Source organism: Ornithinibacillus salinisoli (genome assembly GCF_042684965.1).
Lineage (GTDB): Bacteria > Bacillota > Bacilli > Bacillales > Amphibacillaceae > Ornithinibacillus > Ornithinibacillus salinisoli.
In genome coordinates, this window is the sequence record NZ_JBHUMI010000003.1 from 39,546 (window position 1) to 59,429 (window position 19,884).

General features: G+C 35.6%; 19 protein-coding genes. 4 read left to right on the forward strand and 15 right to left on the reverse strand.

Annotated elements, in window-relative coordinates; genetic code table 11:
• Positions 1 to 92 precede the first annotated feature (92 nt).
• From ACFSTA_RS00290 to ACFSTA_RS00310, 5 genes are all read right to left on the reverse strand, one after another.
• Positions 93 to 515, reverse strand: coding sequence for a hypothetical protein (locus ACFSTA_RS00290; protein ID WP_377554318.1), 423 nt, complete (start codon positions 513 to 515; stop codon positions 93 to 95).
• A 353-nt stretch (positions 516 to 868) separates the two neighbouring features.
• Complete coding sequence (locus ACFSTA_RS00295; protein WP_377554319.1) at positions 869 to 1,330, reverse strand: GNAT family N-acetyltransferase; 462 nt, start codon at positions 1,328 to 1,330, stop codon at positions 869 to 871.
• A gap of 466 nt (positions 1,331 to 1,796) precedes the next feature.
• Entirely contained in the window at positions 1,797 to 3,341 is a 1,545-nt protein-coding gene (locus ACFSTA_RS00300) for a fatty acid--CoA ligase family protein (RefSeq protein WP_377554321.1), read from the reverse strand.
• Positions 3,342 to 3,558: 217 nt separating this feature from the next.
• The gene (locus tag ACFSTA_RS00305; RefSeq protein WP_377554323.1) at positions 3,559 to 4,554 is read right to left on the reverse strand and encodes a lipoate--protein ligase; all 996 of its coding nucleotides are present in this window, start codon (positions 4,552 to 4,554) and stop codon (positions 3,559 to 3,561) included.
• A gap of 74 nt (positions 4,555 to 4,628) precedes the next feature.
• Positions 4,629 to 5,360, reverse strand: a complete 732-nt coding sequence (locus tag ACFSTA_RS00310) for an MBL fold metallo-hydrolase (RefSeq protein WP_377554325.1) — start codon at positions 5,358 to 5,360, stop codon at positions 4,629 to 4,631.
• Positions 5,361 to 5,456: 96 nt separating this feature from the next.
• Here ACFSTA_RS00310 and yhfH point away from each other — a divergent pair, with 96 nt between their 5' ends.
• Positions 5,457 to 5,585 carry a protein YhfH gene (yhfH, locus tag ACFSTA_RS00315; protein WP_377554327.1) on the forward strand — a complete coding sequence of 43 codons (129 nt, stop codon included), beginning with the start codon at positions 5,457 to 5,459 and terminating at the stop codon, positions 5,583 to 5,585.
• A gap of 218 nt (positions 5,586 to 5,803) precedes the next feature.
• Complete coding sequence (gene pepF / locus ACFSTA_RS00320) at positions 5,804 to 7,618, forward strand: oligoendopeptidase F (protein WP_377554329.1); 1,815 nt, start codon at positions 5,804 to 5,806, stop codon at positions 7,616 to 7,618.
• Between the two features lie 109 nt (positions 7,619 to 7,727).
• Here the strand turns inward: pepF and hemY are convergent, their stop codons facing one another.
• The 4 genes from hemY to ACFSTA_RS00340 form a co-directional block, all read right to left on the reverse strand.
• On the reverse strand, positions 7,728 to 9,134 hold the full coding sequence (gene hemY / locus ACFSTA_RS00325; RefSeq protein WP_377554331.1) for a protoporphyrinogen oxidase: 1,407 nt from the start codon (positions 9,132 to 9,134) through the stop codon (positions 7,728 to 7,730).
• Positions 9,134 to 10,069, reverse strand: coding sequence for a ferrochelatase (gene hemH, locus ACFSTA_RS00330; RefSeq protein ID WP_377554333.1), 936 nt, complete (start codon positions 10,067 to 10,069; stop codon positions 9,134 to 9,136). The genes hemY and hemH overlap by 1 nt, the downstream gene beginning before the upstream one ends.
• A 41-nt stretch (positions 10,070 to 10,110) precedes the next feature.
• Complete coding sequence (gene hemE / locus ACFSTA_RS00335; RefSeq protein ID WP_377554335.1) at positions 10,111 to 11,145, reverse strand: uroporphyrinogen decarboxylase; 1,035 nt, start codon at positions 11,143 to 11,145, stop codon at positions 10,111 to 10,113.
• Positions 11,146 to 11,332: 187 nt separating this feature from the next.
• The gene (locus tag ACFSTA_RS00340) at positions 11,333 to 13,522 is read right to left on the reverse strand and encodes a transglycosylase domain-containing protein (protein ID WP_377554337.1); all 2,190 of its coding nucleotides are present in this window, start codon (positions 13,520 to 13,522) and stop codon (positions 11,333 to 11,335) included.
• A 187-nt stretch (positions 13,523 to 13,709) separates the two neighbouring features.
• Here ACFSTA_RS00340 and ACFSTA_RS00345 point away from each other — a divergent pair, with 187 nt between their 5' ends.
• Positions 13,710 to 14,204, forward strand: a complete 495-nt coding sequence (locus ACFSTA_RS00345) for an antibiotic biosynthesis monooxygenase family protein (RefSeq protein ID WP_377554338.1) — start codon at positions 13,710 to 13,712, stop codon at positions 14,202 to 14,204.
• 43 nt (positions 14,205 to 14,247) lie between these two features.
• Here the strand turns inward: ACFSTA_RS00345 and ACFSTA_RS00350 are convergent, their stop codons facing one another.
• Both ACFSTA_RS00350 and ACFSTA_RS00355 read right to left on the reverse strand, forming a co-directional pair.
• Complete coding sequence (locus ACFSTA_RS00350; protein ID WP_377554340.1) at positions 14,248 to 14,727, reverse strand: thioredoxin family protein; 480 nt, start codon at positions 14,725 to 14,727, stop codon at positions 14,248 to 14,250.
• A gap of 6 nt (positions 14,728 to 14,733) precedes the next feature.
• The gene (locus tag ACFSTA_RS00355) at positions 14,734 to 15,159 is read right to left on the reverse strand and encodes a disulfide oxidoreductase (RefSeq protein WP_377554342.1); all 426 of its coding nucleotides are present in this window, start codon (positions 15,157 to 15,159) and stop codon (positions 14,734 to 14,736) included.
• Between the two features lie 678 nt (positions 15,160 to 15,837).
• On the opposite strand from ACFSTA_RS00355, the gene ACFSTA_RS00360 reads away from it, so the two are divergent.
• Positions 15,838 to 16,500: a FusB/FusC family EF-G-binding protein gene (locus tag ACFSTA_RS00360; RefSeq protein WP_377554344.1), complete on the forward strand. Its 663-nt coding sequence runs from the start codon at positions 15,838 to 15,840 to the stop codon at positions 16,498 to 16,500.
• 93 nt (positions 16,501 to 16,593) lie between these two features.
• Here ACFSTA_RS00360 and ACFSTA_RS00365 read toward each other — a convergent pair whose 3' ends face one another.
• The 4 genes from ACFSTA_RS00365 to ACFSTA_RS00380 all read right to left on the reverse strand — a co-directional run bounded on the left by ACFSTA_RS00365 (position 16,594) and on the right by ACFSTA_RS00380 (position 19,882).
• Positions 16,594 to 17,142, reverse strand: coding sequence for an NADPH-dependent FMN reductase (locus ACFSTA_RS00365; RefSeq protein WP_377554346.1), 549 nt, complete (start codon positions 17,140 to 17,142; stop codon positions 16,594 to 16,596).
• A gap of 151 nt (positions 17,143 to 17,293) precedes the next feature.
• Entirely contained in the window at positions 17,294 to 17,902 is a 609-nt protein-coding gene (locus ACFSTA_RS00370; protein ID WP_377554348.1) for a dihydrofolate reductase family protein, read from the reverse strand.
• A 288-nt stretch (positions 17,903 to 18,190) separates the two neighbouring features.
• Positions 18,191 to 18,829: a response regulator transcription factor gene (locus tag ACFSTA_RS00375; protein ID WP_377554350.1), complete on the reverse strand. Its 639-nt coding sequence runs from the start codon at positions 18,827 to 18,829 to the stop codon at positions 18,191 to 18,193.
• Between the two features lie 18 nt (positions 18,830 to 18,847).
• Complete coding sequence (locus ACFSTA_RS00380) at positions 18,848 to 19,882, reverse strand: sensor histidine kinase (RefSeq protein WP_377554352.1); 1,035 nt, start codon at positions 19,880 to 19,882, stop codon at positions 18,848 to 18,850.
• Between the last annotated feature and the right edge of the window lie 2 nt (positions 19,883 to 19,884).

The window sequence follows — 19,884 nt, forward strand, 5'->3', positions numbered from 1 at the left end:
TATCCTCCCCTGACAAGAAATTCTAGTTTGGTAAGAGCTGTAAGATCACACCCCATATTTCACACTTCCCCCGCTTACTTGAATAAGAAGTTCTAAGGGCGTGAAACAAGAGCACTTAATGCACCACCTATTTTAAAAGGTACTTTTTCATTCCTTTTAACTACATTGCCCTGAAGGTCAACCTCCAAATCAGTTGCTTCTATACCCTCATTGGGAGCAAGTTGAATTGAAATCTCTTTTGTTTCACCTGATACAATTTTAAATTCTTCTATAGATTTAATCGTTTCTGTTTCAGTTTTATTATTTTTATTCACCGGATAGCTTATTTTCAAAGTAAGGTTGACTAAATCAAATCCGGTTTTATTTGTTATTTCAATTGCTTTAGCTGTTGGTTCAGTATCGGCAAGCTTGAAAATAATATTTTCATCATCAAATGATTCTGCTTTTGCAGAACAACCAACAATTACACCAAGCATTATGATAAAACTAATTAAAACTGTACACTTCTTCTTCATTTTTGTCCCCCCTTTTTTCTGTTAATTAACCTGCTCCGCTAATTCAAGAAGACACTGCCTTTATTGAACAATGGCTCCCATTAGTGAAATAGTTATAATTCCATTCATTTCCTATATTATTTTTTCCTTGCCAATCAAAACAGTCAATATTTTTCATATTCTCGCCTCTGATAACTAATAGTGAGTAATGATTTTTTTCATCAGAGTAAAATTTTCCTTGGTAGAATAAGAGGAATTTGATGGAACAGTTAGTTCAGTATTTGAACACCCTGCTAATCTCTAAATTAATTCACCTAGTCTACCTCGTTAGAGCGATAAACAAGTTGCTTCTTTCGTTAAAGCTAGCCTTTAGTTCAAGAAGGGAAATATTCCATAGGTTCAGTACAATGGGCATAACCATTTTTCTTATAATAATTTATAGACTCATCACTTGGCCATACAATAACAAATTCATAATTATTTTCTTTAACCCACTTATTTATTATTTTAAGTATTTTACTTCCAACACCCATATTTCGAAACTCTGGAACTGTATATACATTAGTCATATAAGCAAATGGATATGTTACTCTACCAGGGCGTGGTACTTTTTGTATTAATTCTATATTTATATGTGATACAACTTTTCCATTTTCCTCAGCAACCCAAATAAACCATCGACCACTATTAATTGCGTTTTCAAAAAAAGATTGACATTCCTTTTCAAAATTATCAAATGATGCATTTCTTTTACTTTCATCATATTCAATAGTAAAATCCCATCTCATTCTTATTAATTGCTTAATGTCTTTTGCTTCAGCAAGTCTTATATTCACCCTTACTTCCTCTCCTTAATATTATTTATTTCTCCACAATCTACTTGTAATTTAATATAAATATTCCATGACATCCTCCATCAAGCTATTACGGCTAAGCAAATTGCTATTACCACTAAACTTCCAACTTTTATCAAATTCTATCTTCTCTTTAGTCATTTTCTTCCCCTCGCTCGAAACCTTATATTCTATTCTCCCTCGTGTAATAACTGTACACTAAAACACTAACATAATATTCCAAAAATAATAATAATTTTTGCAAAAAAAAGGTGACCATGATGATCACCTTTTTTAAGTAGTTGCACACGCTTCTCCTATATCCTCATAATATATCTCGGCTTGTTTTACTTTGCAATACGGCATATTTTATTCCTTCTAGCTAGATTCCCTTCATAACGTAGGTGACTAGAACGAGTTTTATTCTATACCTCAGCATGAAACCCGTTTGACGTATACCAAGCTCTTTTTATACTTGATTCACTATTTCCTTCAGATGTCTCCTCATAATTTTTCCTGTCGTATTTTTCGGTAATTCTTCTAAGAATTCTATTTTAGCTGGAACTTTATATTTTGCTAAATGAACCTTACAAAAGTCGATCAATTCCGCTTCTTCTATTGTCGGTTCTTTTACAACAACAAAGCTGATAACTGCTTCTCCTGTGTTTGGATCAGGCATCCCAACAACTGCTACTTCTGCTACAGCTGGATGGCTATATAAAACTTCTTCGACTTCTCGTGGGTAAACATTATAGCCCCCAACTAATATCATATCTTTTTTGCGATCAACAATATAAAAATACCCTTCCTCATCCATACGAGCCATGTCACCTGTATATAACCAACCTTCTTTTAACGTGACAGCAGACTCTTCCGGCATCTTGTAATACCCTTTCATCACATTTGGCCCACGAACGATTAATTCACCTACTTCTCCAACTGGTACTTCCTCTCCAAATTCATCAACGACTTTATTTTCCACATTAATAATACTAGTTCCAATCGACCCAGGTTTACGTGGTCGATCTAGTGGGTTAAAACATGTCACAGGTGCTGCCTCCGATAAACCATATCCCTCAGATACGTTTACATCAAATGTTTTTTCAAATTGCTTTAATAAGGCAACAGGCATAGCAGCGCCTCCTGAAATACAGAGACGTATACTGGAAAAGTCTTGTTGATTACCTTCCGCAGCTTGTAGCAAATAATTATACATAGTTGGCACACCTGCAAAGACCGTTGCCTCATGTTCTTTGGCAATACGATAAACCTCTTGCGGTGAGAACTTTGGCAGTATTAAAATTGTTCCGCCATTCATTAATGGAGCATTTAAAGAAACCGTTAAGCAGAACACATGAAACATTGGTAATGCTGCAATTACACGATCCTCTCCATTTATCGTTAAGTAATCAGCAACATCCTTCGCATTGGAATAGAGGTTTTTATGAGAGAGTATAGCACCTTTTGGTTTCCCTGTAGTACCTGATGTATATAAAATGATCGCTGTGTCCTCTTCATCCAAATTCGGCTCACTTTCAAATACGCCTTCCCCAGTTTGTACTAATTGCGTAAATGAAAATAGTTTGGAGGATAATGGGTGTGTTTGCAGATCCATATCTACTCCACTTTCACAAGATATGTAATGCTTAACATCCGGTAATTGCTCTGATATTGCGATAAATTTCTCCAGTAGTACATCCATTGTGATAATCCCTTTTACATCCCCATTTTGTAAAATATACGTCATTTCACTTGGTGTGTATAGCGGGTTAATAGGTATAACCACTGCACCGGCCCGGAGTGCCCCATATAATCCAATGATGAAATATGGACTATTTCCAACTACTAAAGCAATGTGATCCCCTTTTTGATAACCTAAACTTTCCAACTGTGTAGCAAATTGTTGAACAGAAGCATTAAGCTCATAATAACTCGTTTCCTTGTCTTGAAAAATGTATGCCGTTTTCATCGGGTATTCTCTAGCTGTTATGGATAATTGTTCACTCAAATTCATAATAACAACCCCCTACCAAAATAATGAATGAATAGTCATTCATTCTACTGTAAAAAAATAGCTTTTTATTAAAAGCTATTTAACTTGAAACCCACGCAATTAAACGTTGGAAATTTTAAAACTATTTCAATTATAAAAGACAACTATACATTTTTCAAGTGGAAGCGTTAACAAAAGTATTGAAAAAAGCAGCTCAATTTATATGAGCCGCTTCAAATTAATAGATTAAGTTAATGAAATCTTCTTTTGAAATTTTCCCAAGGTAGTGAGATACATCTATTTCAGCAAGCGCTTCTTCTATTGCTTTCTTCTCATGACGAATTCCAATGATCTTATCCTCCAAAACGTTAATCTCACCTAATCCAAAGAAATCACCAAAGATTTTACAGTTTTCTATTATTCCTTTTTTCACATCTAAACGGACATCCACAAGTCCTGCAGGGAATTTATGAGAAACCTGTACATTGAATGCAGGAGATTTTCCGTAATTCCATTCCCATTTCTGATATCGTTCCTCTGATATTTTATGAATGTTTTTCCAATCCTCTTCTGTTAACTCATACCGTGGAACATCTTTCACATCTTCTACATCAAAAATATACTTTAAGATTAGCTCTTTGAAATCTTCCATTGAAATTTTTTCTTCTAAGAATTCAGAGATATTTGCCACACGACTACGAATCGATTTAATCCCTTTCGACTCGATTTTTTCTTTTTTCACTTTCAATGCTTTTACAACATTTTCGATTTCTGAATCCAACATCAACGTTCCATGGCTAAACATCCGTCCTTTAGTAGAGAACATCGCATTACCTGAAATCTTTCGGCCATCTGCTAATAAATCATTCCTACCTTTTAATTCAGCAGGTACACCTAATTTTTGTAGTGCTTCAACAACTGGCTTCGTAAACTTCTCAAAATTATGGAAGCTATCTCCATCATCCTTTGTAATAAAGCTGAAATTTAAGTTTTGTTCATCATGATAAACTGCTCCTCCGCCAGAAAGCCGACGAACCACCTTAATTCCATTTTCTTCAACATATTCGGTATTAATTTCTTCAATGGTATTTTGGTTCCTACCAATGATGATGGAAGGTTTATTTATGTAAAATAATAGATATGTATCCCTCTCACCAAAATTTTGTAGAATATATTCTTCCATTGCTAGGTTAATGGTTGGATCTGTAATGCCTTGATTGTCAATAAATTTCATAACATATCCCTCCTAATTTATTACGCTACTTCATAGTTTAATGGAAAACACTGATGCAATCAAAAAGAAAGTACTCACTTTTCCCATGTCAGTCCTTCTTCTGCTACACGTACTTTCCCATTGTATTGTACTCTGGCCTCACGTACTAAATCTACTGTATGACGATATTGTGGTAAATGGCTTAATAATAACTCGCCTACATTAGCTTTCTCTGCAATCATACCACCTTCTTTACTTGTCATATGTCCTGCATTAGAACCATCTTGGTCAGCATAGAAGTTACAATCTGTAATAAGTAAGTCTGCATCTTTACTAAAGCTTATCCATTCCTCCATATAACTTGTATCGGCAGTATATACGATAACAGTTTCTCCATCTGTAATACGCATACCATAGCATGGGACAGGGTGTTTGGTCTTTAAGAAGGTTATTGTGAACGGCCCTACTTCTAAAGTTGTATTAGGGTCATATGCTACTCCTTCTGTACATTCATGCGTTAATGACTCAAACCTTGCTCGGTCTTCTGTATGTCCGTAGATCGGCAAAATTTCTTTCGCCCCTGTAATATACGATTGAACAAGCCAAGCATATTGTAATACTCCCACATCTGCAATATGATCATGATGGTAATGCGATAAAACTACAGCATCGATATCCATAACGTGTTTTACTTGTTGCAACTTTGATAAGGAACCACTGCCAACATCAATAAGTAGACTAAAATCATCTTTTTCTAATAGATAAGAAGAAGTAGCGCCATTTGGAGCAGGATACCCTCCCCAAAATCCAATTACAGTTAACTTCATACTTTCACCTCTATTTTAGTTTTTGTTGTAACACAGCATTGACTATTTTCATACTGTTATAATACAATAGTGTTAACTACACAAAGGAGGAGCCAAATGATAAACGTCATTGAGTTTTTCAAAAACTTACCAAAGAAACAATGCCAACAATGTGGTCAAGACATGGATGAAAAAGCTGACTGCTATGGCAACGTGTGTGACGAATGTGATCATCCGGCTAGATAATTCAATTGTAGTATAACCTAAAAATAAGTAACACTCTAATTCTACTGTAATATAACAAATATAGTCCCTTCCATTTTTACAGCTATACTATCTATAGCTGTATTTTTTTGTAGATATTTTTCATAAAAATACTGAAAAATCATATCATTCTAGTTAAATTTATATTATAATACTTAGAGTACCGAAATACTTTTTTTATTAAGAGAGGGGATTTGAAAATGACGACTACAAAAGCAAAACGCCTACAGCGTTCAGAAGTACCTGCCCACGAAACATGGGATTTAACAGACTTATTCCCATCAGATCAGGCTTGGGAAGAGGAATTAAAAGCTGTACAAGCTGATGTAACGGAAGTGACACAATATAAAGGGAAATTAGTAAATGACTCTACCACTCTATTAAACGGTCTTTCAGCGTTAGAAACCTTTCGAAAACGCTTAGTTCGAGTAGGTACATATGCTAGCTTACGTTCTAGTGCAGACGGAAGTGACCCAAACAATCAACGTGATTCGGCAAAGGTATCCTCTGCTATGGCTAGTATTGGTGCAAAATTATCTTTTGTTCAATCTGAGCTATTGACTCTAACAACCGAACAAGTTGAGCAATTTCTAACTGAAAAAGAAGAATTACAAACGTATAAAAAAATGCTTGCTGATACGTTAGAAGAAAAACCTTATACACTAGCACCAGAAATAGAAGAAACCTTAGCCGCACTGAGCGAGGTACATGGTGCACCTTATATGATTTATGGTCGTAGTAAGTCATCTGATATGGTCTTTGACTCTATTGAAGATGAAGAAGGTAATGAATTACCAATGTCAGCAGCATTATACGAGGATCGCTATGAACTAGAAACAAATTCTAGAATTCGTCGCGATGCTTATGATTCATTTACTAAAACATTAAATCAGTATAAAAACACTTATGCAGCAACATATGCTACTGAAGTAACGAAACAAGTAACGATGTCTCGTTTACGTAACTATGATTCTGTTACAGACATGCTTCTTTCTTCACAACAGGTTACAAAGGAAATGTATCACAACCAGCTTGATGTGATACAAGAAGAACTTGCACCACATATGCGCAGATATGCAAAATTGAAGCAGGAAAAACTAGGATTAGACGAACTACACTATGCAGATTTAAAAGCCCCATTAGATCCAGAGTTCAATCCAAAAACAACTTATGAGGAAGCAAAATCTGTGATTCTCGAAGCACTTGAAGTAATGGGACCCGAATACAGTGAAATTATGCAAAAAGGGTTAAATGATCGCTGGGTTGATTTAGCGGATAATGTCGGTAAACAAACTGGTGCATTCTGCTCTAGCCCATATGGTGTGCATCCGTATATCTTAATTACATGGACAGATACCATGCGTGGTGCATTCGTACTAGCACACGAACTGGGACATGCTGGTCACTTCTATCTAGCAGGGAAAAATCAAGAACTAGTAAACACCCGCCCATCCACATATTTTGTTGAGGCACCATCTACAATAAATGAGTTGCTACTAGCAAATCACTTATTGAATAAAACAGACGACAAACGGATGAAGCGTTGGGTAATCACACAACTACTAGGAACGTATTACCACAACTTTGTTACACACTTACTAGAGGGTGAATACCAACGTCGTGTTTATGACTTAGCAGAAGCTGGTACACCTTTAACAGCAAATGTATTAACTCAGCAAAAACGTGAAGCACTAGAAAACTTCTGGGGTGACACTGTTACATTTGATGAAAATTCAGGGTTAACATGGATGCGCCAACCACATTATTACATGGGGTTATATCCATACACGTATTCTGCTGGATTAACTGTTTCTACAGCAGTTGCACAAAAAATCCAAACAGAAGGAAAACCTGCAGCAGACAATTGGTTAGAAGTTCTGAAATCTGGTGGTACCTTAAAACCACTTGACCTAATCAAAAAAGCAGGTGTTGATATGTCTAAAACGGATGCAATTAAAGAAGCTGTTGCCTTCGTTGGCTCACTAGTTGATGAATTAGAGAAAAGTTACGAATAATTGTTATAGATAAGAAGAAGATCCCAAGTGAGCTTGGGATCTTCTTCTTTATCTGCAACGCTCACCAAAAAAGACTAGTATCAGCACCTCCGCTGAAACTAGTCCAAAATCAACTATCCTTTAAGAATCCCAATACATCGCTTACAGCTTTCTCACCTTGTTCAATACAGTCCGGCACTCCAATTCCTTCAAATGAGCATCCCGTTAAAAATACTCCAGGCAATTGCGTACTAGCTTCTTTTCGGATGTTAGCAATTCGCTCTTGATGTCCTACGGTATATTGTGGCATCGCATTTTTCCAGCGTGTAACGACACTGAATTCAGGCTTCGCTGTAATGTTCATTGTTTTATTTAAATCTGTTAGTACAATATCAATAATTTCTTCATCGGATAGATCTACGACAGATTGATCACTTGGTCTACCAACGTAACAGCGTACCAATGCTTTTCCTTCTGGGGTTGTTTTTGGCCATTTTTTATGTGTCCATGTGCAAGCAGTTATTCGGTAATCATTATTTCGTGATACTACAAATCCTGTTCCGTCAATATCTTTCTTAATTGCAGATTCATCAAATGCTAACGCAACATTTGCCACTGAAGTTGCAGGCATCTCATTAAATGTCTTTAAAAACTCATATTTACTAAACATTTTTGGTATAGCATGATGAGGTGTGGCCATGATCACTGCATCTGCTTTAAGCACGTCTCCATTGCTTAATAATAAATGATAACCAAACTCTTTTTTCTCAATATGATCTACTGAAGCACCTGTATGAATCGAAACATCATCTAGATTTTCTATTACTTTTTCTACTAAAGTTTCTAGTCCATCAGCAAATGAAAAAAACATCCCTGGCTTTTTTCCTGTTGATTTTTTAGACTTTGGCATCGTTTTTTGTAACCCTTTTACTAAGCTACGATGCTCTTGTTCCAGATTATAAAAGTTCGGAAAAGTCGACATTAAACTCATGTCATCTATATCACCTGCATAAATACCAGACAACAACGGTTCAATTAAATTTTCAACTAACTCATCGCCAAATCGATGACGGAAAAACGCACCAAGTGATTGATCATTAACTGGTTTTCCTTTTGGTAAAAGAAAATCAAACCCTGCTCTAAATTTTCCTTTTAAAGAAAATATTCCCGAAAATAAAAATGGACGTACTTGAGTAGGTATTCCCATAAAAGCACCACTTGGCATTTTGTGCAATTTATTATTCACTAAAATGTACGATTGCCCTGTACCATTACGAATAAGTTGATCGCCAAGCCCTACTTCTTCTGCCAATTTAACAGCAGGTTTTTTTCGAGAAAGAAAGGAATCCGGACCTTGCTCAATCGTGAATCCATTTTTTCGGATCGTTTTAATTTTCCCACCAAGACGGTTACTTGCCTCCACTAATTTCACTTCATAGGGCAAGTCATTTGCTTTTATTTCCTTTTGTAAATAGTAAGCGGCAGATAATCCAGTTATCCCGCCACCTACTATTACTATCGTTTTCTTAGTAGACATTACGCATCACGCTTTACTTTTTTTAGTACAACACTAGCTAATGTTTCAATAAATTGTGGATGCACGTTAGGCATTTCTGGGCGATAATAGCTAACACCTAATTCATCACATACGACTTTACATTCATAATCATTGTCATATAAGACTTCTAGGTGATCTGCAATAAATCCAACTGGTGCATAGACAAATGCACGGTACCCTTTTTGGTCATATAATTCACGAGTTAAATCTTGGACATCTGGACCTAACCAAGGGTCTGGCGTGTTTCCTTCGCTTTGCCATCCAATTTCGTAGTTTTCAATACCTGTAGCCTCAGAAATAAGTTTTGCCGTTTCGGCTAATTGTTCTGGATATGGATCACCATATTGTAATATTCTTTCCGGTAAGCTATGTGCTGAAACGACTAATACGGCTTTTTCACGTTCTTCGTCCGACATCTTAGCATATTCTTGTTCAATGTGATCTGCCCAATATTTGATAAATCCTGGTTCATCATACCAGCTTTCAACAGAACGAATCGTAAGACCATATTTAGCTGCTTCTTCTTGTGCGCGACTATTGTAAGATTTCACACTAAACGTTGAATAATGTGGTGCTAAAACAAGGGAAATAGCCTCTTTTATTCCATCGTTTGCCATTTTTTCTACCGCATCTTCTATAAACGGTGTGATATGTTTTAAGCCAATGTACACTTTAAATTCAAATTGTTCTTGAGAACTGTTAAGTTGAGATTCAATTGCCTCTGCTTGTTGTTCGGTAATTTTAGCTAATGGCGAAATACCACCAATTGCTTGATAACGATCTTTTAGATCCTGCAATGCTTCTGGTGATGGTTTTCTACCGTGACGAATATGTGTGTAATACGGTTCAATATCTTCTTCCTTGTATGGCGTTCCATAAGCCATTACTAGTAGTCCAATTTTTTTTCTTTCCATTTTGAAAACACCTCTCCAATAAAATGCTAATTTCCTACGATCTAACGTTTGGAATAGGAATGTATTAAATTAGTCAGCTTCTTTAATGTTTCTGGATTAATATCTGGTGTTACACCATGACCTAAATTAAATACATGTCTGCCATCAGCTCTAGACTGATCAAGTATTTCTTTCGTACGTGCTTCAATCGTATCCCAGTCAGATAGTAATATTGCTGGATCTAAATTACCTTGCAGCACTTTTGTCACACCTAATTCACGTGCCTCTGAAATTGATGTACGCCAATCCAAGCCAATTACATTAACTGGAAGATCATTCCACTCTAGAAGTAAATGACTAGCACCTACTCCGAACATCACTAATGGAACTCCTTCATTTTGTAATTCAGAAAAAATACGCGTCATAATTGGTTTTATATATATGCGATAGTCACGTGCATTTAATGCCCCAACCCACGAATCAAAAATTTGAATTGCTTTAGCACCGGAATTGATTTGGGCTTTCACATATGTAATAACCATATCACCGAGCTTATCCATTAAAGCAAACCATGCATCTGTTTCGCGATACATAAATGATTTCACTTTTCCATAGTTTTTCGAAGGTCCGCCCTCGATCATATAACTTGCTAGTGTGAATGGTGCACCACTAAATCCAATTAACGGAACAGAAAGCTGCTCCTCTGTTAGTAATCGTATAGTTTCCAACACATATGGAACATCTTCACTTGGGTTAATTTTACCTAGTCTTTCTACATCTTGCATGTTTTTAATTGGGTTACTTATAACCGGACCAATTCCTGTTTTAATATCAACGTCAACGCCAAGTGCTGGTAGTGGTGACATAATATCTTTGTACAAAATCGCTGCGTCTACATCATAATCTTCAACAGGTAAGCGTGTGACGTAAGCACAAAGTTCCGGTTGTTGTGTAATTTCAAATAATGAATATTTTTCCTTTAACTTTCTATACTCCTCTTGTGACCTTCCAGCTTGACGCATAAACCAAGCAGGTGTATAGTCCACACGCTCACCGTTATACGCTCTAATTATTGTATCATTCATCTTTCTAGTCATCTTCTTCACCCTTTTCCAATGCTGTCCATTACTTTTTCTATACCTATTTTTTTCCTCTTCTACTATATCGGTTTACAGCGCTAGTGTATAGCATACGAGACCTATTGTCATGAATTTGACTAATTTTACTGTAATAGAGTTAATACATCAGAATAAATAACTCCGTTTAACAGATGAATTCCTCACATTAGAACTCACCTAACTTCTCCTTCCTATTAAATGCTAATTCAACCTTTTCAGAGCGGTCACCTTCTAGCATTGTTAACGGATCATATGGCACCACATAATAGGAATCGGATTGAAGTAATTGGATGTTATTAACGAAAAACTCGGATTCTCCTGTTACTTCGCCAACACGTTCATCCACGCCTGGTGTATCTTTGTAGACCCGGTATACAACACGGTCATCATCCGAACCTGTCCATGTTAATTTCCCCTTAACAAGAGATAAGCCACCAAACGTAATTTCCGCTTCTATATTGGCTATTTGTGGTAGCTTTATCGGTTTTGGTAATTCTCTTACATTTTCCGGTATCTTAAATTGTTTCGTTAATGACTTTCTATTATCCACCTTTGATAATATTTGTTTCGTTAATTCAGTTGGATAATTACTTCCTCCCGTTAAATAATGGTCTTTATCAGAGACATCATAGCCCATCCAAAGCGCACTAACATATTCAGGAGTATATCCAACAAACCATGCATCCTTATTACCATTAACATAGGGATGCTGGGTTGTTCCAGTTTTCCCAGCTAATGCATTAGGATAGTATCCAGATGTAGCTGTACCATCTTGAACAGTGCTGGCCAATATTTGCGTCATATCCCAAGCAACCTGTGGTGAAAAAACTTCTGTTTCTTGCTTTGACATCTGATAAATCAATTCCTGATCGTTATCATAAATTCGGCTTATCGTTGAAGAAGTTACCGTTTTACCATGATTCACAAAAGAACTATATGCTTCCATCATCTCAAGCGGTGTAATCCCCTCACGTAATCCACCTAATGATAAAGCTAATCCATCATCAGGAATAGAAATATTCATTTTTTCAAGATAGTCTTTTGCATAGGAAATTCCAATTTGGTCCAGCAACCATACAGCTGAAGTATTTTTCGATTGCATAATTGCCTCGTATATGGAAACTATGCCATCATATTTCCCATCAGCATTTGTCGCTTTATAACCATTATGGTCTATTAATTGGTCAGGTATAAGTGAATATGCATGGTATTGCTCCTGCATCATTGCCGGACCGTATACGGCAATTGGTTTAATGGTAGAACCTGGTTGCCTTTTAACTGTAATACGATTCAAATCACCCAAAGAATAATCTCTACCAGCAATTGCTGCAACAATTTCACCAGTGCTGTGATTCATCATGACATAAGCACCTTCGACACCATTTGTATTTCCTGGGAAATATTGTTCATTTTGAAATTGTTCATAGGCTATTTGTTGGATCGTTTCGTCAATATTCACGATAATTCGATAACCACCACGTTTCATTTCATCTATAGATAATTGATGAAGTTCAGCAGCTTCTTTCATAACTAAATCCATATAGCTGTCTATCCAAGGTTTTTCCTTACTCTCTTGGATGTTTAAACCGATTGTTTTCCCCTGCTCTTGAAGACGATTTTCTGTAGTGAGCATTTCAGCCTCTTCCATTGCTTGTAAAACTAGGTTTCTTCGTTCTAATGCCTTACCCGGATGTTTGATTGGTGAATAACCATTCGGCGCTTTAACTATTCCCGCTAATAAAGCACCCTCTGAAATGGTCAATTCACTTGCCGATTTGGAAAAATACTCCTGGGACGCCGCTTCTATTCCATAGACACCATGACCGAAGTAAATACTATTAACATATAATTCTAGTAAGCTGTTTTTTGAGAAATTGCGCTCCAAATAGATGGATGCCATGACTTCTTTCGTTTTACGCATCCATGTTTTATCATTATATAAAAATAAGTTCTTAGCTACTTGTTGCGTAATCGTGCTAGCACCTTCTACCTTTCCCATTGCAATAACATCCCGGTAAACAGCACGGACTACTGATCGAAAGTCCACTCCGGCATGATCATAAAATCGTTTATCTTCTATCGCAACAAAAGCTTGTAAAACATGCTCAGGTATTTCCTCAATAGCTATCGGTCTACGATTTTCATGGTATAATGTCCCTATAATTTCCCCATCTTTGGTTTCAATTGTCGTTGATGCATCAAGAATAAGGTTTTCTTCATCCACTACAAGTCTTCCACCAAATAAAATGAATGCATAGCCAAGCATACCTAATAGTAAGATAATAATAAATACAGCAACAGGTATTTTTACAAATGATGGTATGGAGGCTAATTTATTCTTAAATAAATTATTCATCTATTCACCTCTGCTAAAAATGATATACAAGGTTACTATTCTAGTATACGACATTTTTCTACAACCATAAAGTAATAATAATTTTTAGCACTTAATAATTATTATAATCTATTTTAGTTTAAAAGGCATTTAATTTGACTATGAATAGGAAAAATAGGGTACGATTAAAAGAGAAGGGGTTGTTACTATGAAAGCATATATGACGAATGGAACGGGCGACTTTTTAGCCAAACTAGCTACCAAACATCCTCAAATGACCATACATATTATGTCAAGTGGTGGAGGAAGTCTGGCGTATTACGAGGGCACAAATAAAAAAGTGTTTGCTGCAGGAAGAACATACGAAGTACTTGTTCAGAAAGGTGATTTACAGGAAGAAGGATTTGTTGCGATGAACAATATCCCTGTAACAGAAGAAGGTAGACCTGTATTTGAAGATCGTTTTAAAAATAGAAAACATGAAATTGATAACATGCCTGGTTTTCAAGCATTTCGCTTATTGAAACCAATGACAGGTAATGTGTATGTTGTGTTAACGCAATGGAAATCCGAAACAGATTATGATAACTGGAAAAACTCGGACAGCTTTAAGAAATCGCATGATGAATCACCAACAAAACCACCTGCCTACTTCGCAGACCGACCATTCCTAACAACATATTATATGAAAAAGGACGAGTAATAAAAGAAGCTAACTAGTTAATTGTCTAGTTAGCTTCTTACTCTTATTCTAAAACAAATTCATTAAAAAATGCGGTGAATTCTTCTTCCGTACGCTGTCCCACAATACTTGCTACAATTTCACCATTGTCAAAATGAACAAGTGTTGGGGTTGATTCAATACCATATTTATTCCCTTCTGAAGGGAATTCTAATAAATTCAATTTCTTCATATCTACATCTAAATCCTCTGTTAAAGGGACAAGATATGGTGTTGTATTTTGGCAATACACACAAGTAGGACTATAAAAATAGACAGTAACTGCTTCTCCGTTTTGAATCTTTTCATCTAGCTCATCAGGTAAAATTTGATTGCCATAATGAGGGTTATCTAATTGATCTATTGTTGGTTGTTCTAAGTCTGTTGTACCATATGGATTATCACTTTTATTAATAGCTTGATCATTTTTATAGTTAATTACGAAAAAAAGTGCGACAAATAAAATGATAATAACTCCAATAATAGCTAACATTTTCTTTTGCATGACATATTACCTCCTATTTTGTTTAAGCAATACTAAATGTAGGACAAAAATTATAATGAATGCTATACCAGCTTGAAATGGAATTGTTATAAATCCGAAGTAGTTCACGTACTCAAGGTTACACGGTACTAATCCGCACGCACCACCTGTTTCTTCCAAGGCTGGTAGTTTCTGTACAAAATAATGATAGGTAGAAACGAACATTCCTATTCCGCTTAATATTAGTCCAGGTAACGCTAGGTTCATATTTTTCTTCCAAATAGCTACACCATATATGATTACTAATGGGTACATTAGAATTCGTTGATACCAACATAATTCACACGGAATGTATCCCATCACTTCAGAGTAGAACAAGCTACCTGCTGTTGCCACAAAAGTAATCGTCCATATCCCCAATAATATATTTTCATTCACTTTTGAATTATGCATTAAGGATAACTCCCCTCTAAATATATTTTGATTATACAAGGCAAACAATAAAAAAACAAAAAAGAGGCTTCGTCATAGATTACCGGTTTCCTTTATGGGGCCAACGTAATAACTTCTTCTTCAAAATCAAGAACTAGATTGTTTGGTGATCCCTACTCATCTCCATCACGGTAATTGGCGGACATTGCGTACGTTATATTCATAATAATCCCATTTAATGTAAACATGCGGACATCTGATACGCTATTTAACTAGAATTGTAGGAAAACAAGTTCTTTTTGGGGATTAAAGGAATAGATGTCCGGATAATCCTAAAATACTACTATATCTTAGAAATAACGGAACCTATGTCCAGTTCGAACTACTCACTGAGGTTGGTTCCATTTTAATGTTTATCGGTTTCATAAATTATTATAAACAAATTTTAGTAGCTAATAAATAAAAATTAATTCGTTTTGTTGTATACTACTAGTAGGTCTGTTAGGAGGTGATAAACAATGGCGAAAAGAAATATTCATCCGCCAGAATTTGTAACGTCTCATGCAAAGCCTATTATTAGAAAGGCGATACTTTGTATGAGGTGGACGATAGACTAATCGCCTATAATATCTATTTCTGATAATATGGTTTTGCGCCCTTATTCACCATCATTTTTTTACTAATAAGGAGCTGACAGAAATGGATAATAAAAGAAATACACTACAGAACGATGAGCTTTTCATAAGAAGTGACCAATACAACTTTATTAAGTTTCAGGTAAACAATCTTGTTCATGCACACACAACAGTTAAAGATAATAATGTTCTTCATGCATTAAAATATAGTGCATTTGATAAAGTAATGAATCTCTTTCCTGATTCACATGAAAACAAAAAGGATATTTTTCATAAAATAATAGAGATAGAGGAATCCGCTGTAGCAGAGGAGTTTCTAACCGATGTAAAGACATACGTGATTCCATTTAAGGAAATTACCGACAAAAAAATTCAAAAATTATTTCCGAAAGCGAAGAAATTGAAGGTACCTCCTCTTGATAAAATGGATTTTAAAGAATTGTCTTATATTGGCTGGTATGATATACGATCCGAAAGAAAGTATCTTATTTTTGATTATCAGGATAGGTTAATAGGGATTCAAGGAACTTTTACGGAAAGTATACAAGGCATTTGTTCACTATGTAATAGTTATGAAGATGTTGGTTTGTTCATGTCAAATGTGAAATCTGGTAAAGAAACATATACAAATAGAGGAAATTACATTTGTAAAGATAGTCAAACATGTAACCAAAATATCATCACATTAGATAAATTAAATAATTTTATCTCCATTCTCAAAAAATAACTGAGGGGTATTCCCTCAGTTATTTTTTCACACTCTATCAAACTATTATGACAAGAGTATTCTTTAAGGTTTATTTATCTAAAATACTGATTCTCATAAAGAATCTTTCTTATTAACTTCTTGGATCAATTTAGATATTAATAACTTTAGTAAGGAATTGACCTCATTTTTTACAAATTCCCCGTCTTCGTTCAATTTACTGTTTGCTCCTGAAATTAACAATGCTGCACCATCGAATACATTCGCATTTAACATACTTAAATTGAGTTGTAGTGCTTGATGAGCATTTTCCCCATTACCTGAAGCTGTAATAACCGCTACAGGTTTCGTGTAAAGTTCAGCAGACGACACCAACCATTCTAAAGCATTTTTCAAGACACCAGGCACACCCTTTATATATTCGGGTGTACAGATAATGACCCCATCTGCTCTTGAAAGCAATTCTCTATATACTTGCACCTCTACTGGTGGTTGGTGATTGTCTAATTCTGGATTAAAATGCGGAAGGTTTTCTATACCATTATATATTTCATATTCAACACTGTTGGGCATGAAGTTTTTTAGATTATTAAGTACTTTTTGGGTGGATGAGTTTTTTCGAATACTCCCTGATAAAGCAACAATATTACTCTTTGTTTCCATATGAAGCTCTCCTCCATTGACTAAGTAAGTATAGAAATGTGACCCATTAGCCCTTTTCAATGATTGATTAATTTTCCTTCTTAATTAATCGTTGATAATGTATGTTATTTACTCTTTGGGAGTATCAACTAGCCAAGTAGACAGAAGCTTTTTAGTATAAGAGTCTATACTTAAGATGTATGACATCAGAACCGTCTACAACCTTTTCGCTTTCTAATTTGATATGCTCAGTTCCAATTTGATCGAACAAGCGAATTCCGTTACCTAGTAGGGTTGGTGATACGTGAAGATGCATTTCATCAATTAGTTTTGCTCTTATACACTGTTGCGCAATACTGGCTGTTCCGATGCTTACATTTTTACCGTTTGCGGCTTCTTTCGCCTGCTGAATAGCACTTTCTATTCCATCGGTAACAAACGTAAAACTGGTGTTATTTTCAAGATAAGTTTCTGGTGCCTTATGGGTCACCACAAAAATTGGAACATCACGAATCGGATGGCTACCTCCCCATCCGTTTACAATATCAAACGTTTTTCTACCTACTATCATAGCACCTGTTTTTGGAATAGGATCATCAAAAACTTTTCTATTTGTGCTAGATAACTTGAAAAATTCATTATAACGACTTGGTTGATCACCACTAAACAACCAGCTCTGAATGGTTTGGCCGCCATCTCCAAGAGGTTGCTTCTGATTATCATTTGAACCAGCGATAAAACCGTCGAGTGACATTGAAATATCCAAAATCACTTTACTCATGCTTCCATCTCCTTTCACAATACTCTGAGTGTAACAAATCAGCTTAAGAAATATTTCTTTTTTATTGCTATTATAAAGTTAAACATTTTTCTTTAACTAGCCGAATCCATTCGTTACAGAGGATTACTTTTAATGGTTTTCCAAACGATAATCCGAATATCTAACTTACTCTATTAGATGTTTGAACTAACATTTCACCTAGTAGTCCGATTTATATATTGAATATTATGTAAAAATTGAGAAGGTATTCTACTACATATTCCGAAGACCCTATGAAAATAAATCCCATTATTCTTCCTGTTTAAGTAGTTGATTACGATGTACATATACTGCTGCTTGTGTTCGATCATGAACTTCTAACTTTGATAAAATATTGCTAACATGTGTCTTAACGGTTTTGATTCCAATAAACAATTTTTCGCTTATCTCTTGATTGGTCATTCCATTGCCAATACATAATAAAACTTCGAACTCTCTTTCGGTTAGTTCATCATGTGCCTTTTTTTGTTCCGTCCGGAAACTAGACATCATTTTTGTTGCAACTTTAGGTTCAATTACATTTTCTCCCTGTGCTGCCTTCTTAATAGCTGTTACGATTTCCGATGCGGAAGAGGTTTTTAAAATATAACTGAAGGCACCTGCTTCTAATGCTGGAAAGACCTGTTCATCGTCATAATAGCTTGTTAGAATAATAATTTTACAGGTTGGGTAATCTTTCATTACGAGCTTTGTAGCATCGATTCCAGTTCCATTCTCCATCATTAAATCCATTAGCACAACATCTGGTTTTTCTTGAATGATTAGCTTTGCCCCCTCCATTCCACTAGAAGCCTGCCCTACTACATCAATATTTTCATCAGTCTGTAAGTAAGAAATAATTCCCTTACGGACGATATCGTGATCATCTACTACGATAACTCTTATCATTTAAAAACCTCCAATTTATTAACAAGGTATTCGTATATCAATATATGTTCCTTCATTAACATTTGAGCGGATTGTAAACGTACCACCTAGCTCCTCGCTACGTTCTTTCATCGTTTTTAATCCATAAGATGTTTTTCGCTCTGCATCACTGGAAAGATCAAAACCCTTCCCATTGTCACGAATATGTAGGAATAATTCGTTAGACCGTTTAGACACATTTAATGTAACTTCTGTTGCTTGTGCATGACGTAGAATATTGGATAACGATTCTTGTATGATACGGAAGATATGCTCCTCTTTCGTCTCTGAAAGAACTAGGTCTTCATCAATCGTTATTTCAAAATCAATTTGGCTTTTTTGTTTTAACTCATTTATTAATTTATGGATTCCCTTTGGCAATGGATCTCCAGATAAATGAACAGGTCGTAAATGCAAGAGTAATGCTCGCATCTCGGTTTGGGCTTGAAGTGATGCTGCTGCAACATCCCTCATCTGTTCCTTCGCAAGTTCTGGATTAGTTTCCAGCTGTTTGACTGCGGCTTCAGACATCATCGTTAAAGCAAAGAGCTGTTGACTGACTGCATCGTGTAGATCCCTTGCCAATCGTTGTCTTTCTTCAATGACCGCGGACTTATGAGCCGTTTTTGCAAGCTCCCCTTTTTCATCCGCCATTCGTTGCAAGGATTTCACTTGGCTTTGTAGCTTCTTACCTAAATCATTTAACTCATTGCCTATACGTGATAATTCATATGCATCCTTAAAATGAATACTAGAAGTATAGTTGCCATTTGCAAACTGTGTAATTAAAACAGAAATATAATCCAATCTCTCTTTCAAATCCCCGCTCGACTTAAAACCTATATATATTGAAAAAATACAAGATAATACCAAGTATAATAGGATAAACAAAAAAATACCTTCCGAGGTTAACCATGCAGGGTGAAACAAAACATAAATGGTTAATAATATAGACAATAACGTTATTGTTGTTAGAAACACAGCATGAAAATGGGAAAAAATGTACCTATAGCGAATACTTGCAAATCGTTTCATTA

What these genes read in the sequence shown, in the direction of transcription:
- hemE (WP_377554335.1), bottom strand. Translation starts at nt 11,145, where the DNA reads ATGACTAGAAAGATGAATGATACAATAATTAGAGCGTATAACGGTGAG.
- ACFSTA_RS00375 (WP_377554350.1), bottom strand. Translation starts at nt 18,829, where the DNA reads ATGATAAGAGTTATCGTAGTAGATGATCACGATATCGTCCGTAAGGGA.
- pepF (WP_377554329.1), top strand. Translation starts at nt 5,804, where the DNA reads ATGACGACTACAAAAGCAAAACGCCTACAGCGTTCAGAAGTACCTGCC.
- yhfH (WP_377554327.1), top strand. Translation starts at nt 5,457, where the DNA reads ATGATAAACGTCATTGAGTTTTTCAAAAACTTACCAAAGAAACAATGC.
- ACFSTA_RS00345 (WP_377554338.1), top strand. Translation starts at nt 13,710, where the DNA reads ATGAAAGCATATATGACGAATGGAACGGGCGACTTTTTAGCCAAACTA.
- ACFSTA_RS00305 (WP_377554323.1), bottom strand. Translation starts at nt 4,554, where the DNA reads ATGAAATTTATTGACAATCAAGGCATTACAGATCCAACCATTAACCTA.
- ACFSTA_RS00300 (WP_377554321.1), bottom strand. Translation starts at nt 3,341, where the DNA reads ATGAATTTGAGTGAACAATTATCCATAACAGCTAGAGAATACCCGATG.
- ACFSTA_RS00340 (WP_377554337.1), bottom strand. Translation starts at nt 13,522, where the DNA reads ATGAATAATTTATTTAAGAATAAATTAGCCTCCATACCATCATTTGTA.
- ACFSTA_RS00310 (WP_377554325.1), bottom strand. Translation starts at nt 5,360, where the DNA reads ATGAAGTTAACTGTAATTGGATTTTGGGGAGGGTATCCTGCTCCAAAT.
- ACFSTA_RS00360 (WP_377554344.1), top strand. Translation starts at nt 15,838, where the DNA reads ATGGATAATAAAAGAAATACACTACAGAACGATGAGCTTTTCATAAGA.
- ACFSTA_RS00365 (WP_377554346.1), bottom strand. Translation starts at nt 17,142, where the DNA reads ATGGAAACAAAGAGTAATATTGTTGCTTTATCAGGGAGTATTCGAAAA.
- ACFSTA_RS00380 (WP_377554352.1), bottom strand. Translation starts at nt 19,882, where the DNA reads ATGAAACGATTTGCAAGTATTCGCTATAGGTACATTTTTTCCCATTTT.
- ACFSTA_RS00350 (WP_377554340.1), bottom strand. Translation starts at nt 14,727, where the DNA reads ATGCAAAAGAAAATGTTAGCTATTATTGGAGTTATTATCATTTTATTT.
- ACFSTA_RS00355 (WP_377554342.1), bottom strand. Translation starts at nt 15,159, where the DNA reads ATGCATAATTCAAAAGTGAATGAAAATATATTATTGGGGATATGGACG.
- ACFSTA_RS00370 (WP_377554348.1), bottom strand. Translation starts at nt 17,902, where the DNA reads ATGAGTAAAGTGATTTTGGATATTTCAATGTCACTCGACGGTTTTATC.
- hemY (WP_377554331.1), bottom strand. Translation starts at nt 9,134, where the DNA reads ATGTCTACTAAGAAAACGATAGTAATAGTAGGTGGCGGGATAACTGGA.
- ACFSTA_RS00290 (WP_377554318.1), bottom strand. Translation starts at nt 515, where the DNA reads ATGAAGAAGAAGTGTACAGTTTTAATTAGTTTTATCATAATGCTTGGT.
- hemH (WP_377554333.1), bottom strand. Translation starts at nt 10,069, where the DNA reads ATGGAAAGAAAAAAAATTGGACTACTAGTAATGGCTTATGGAACGCCA.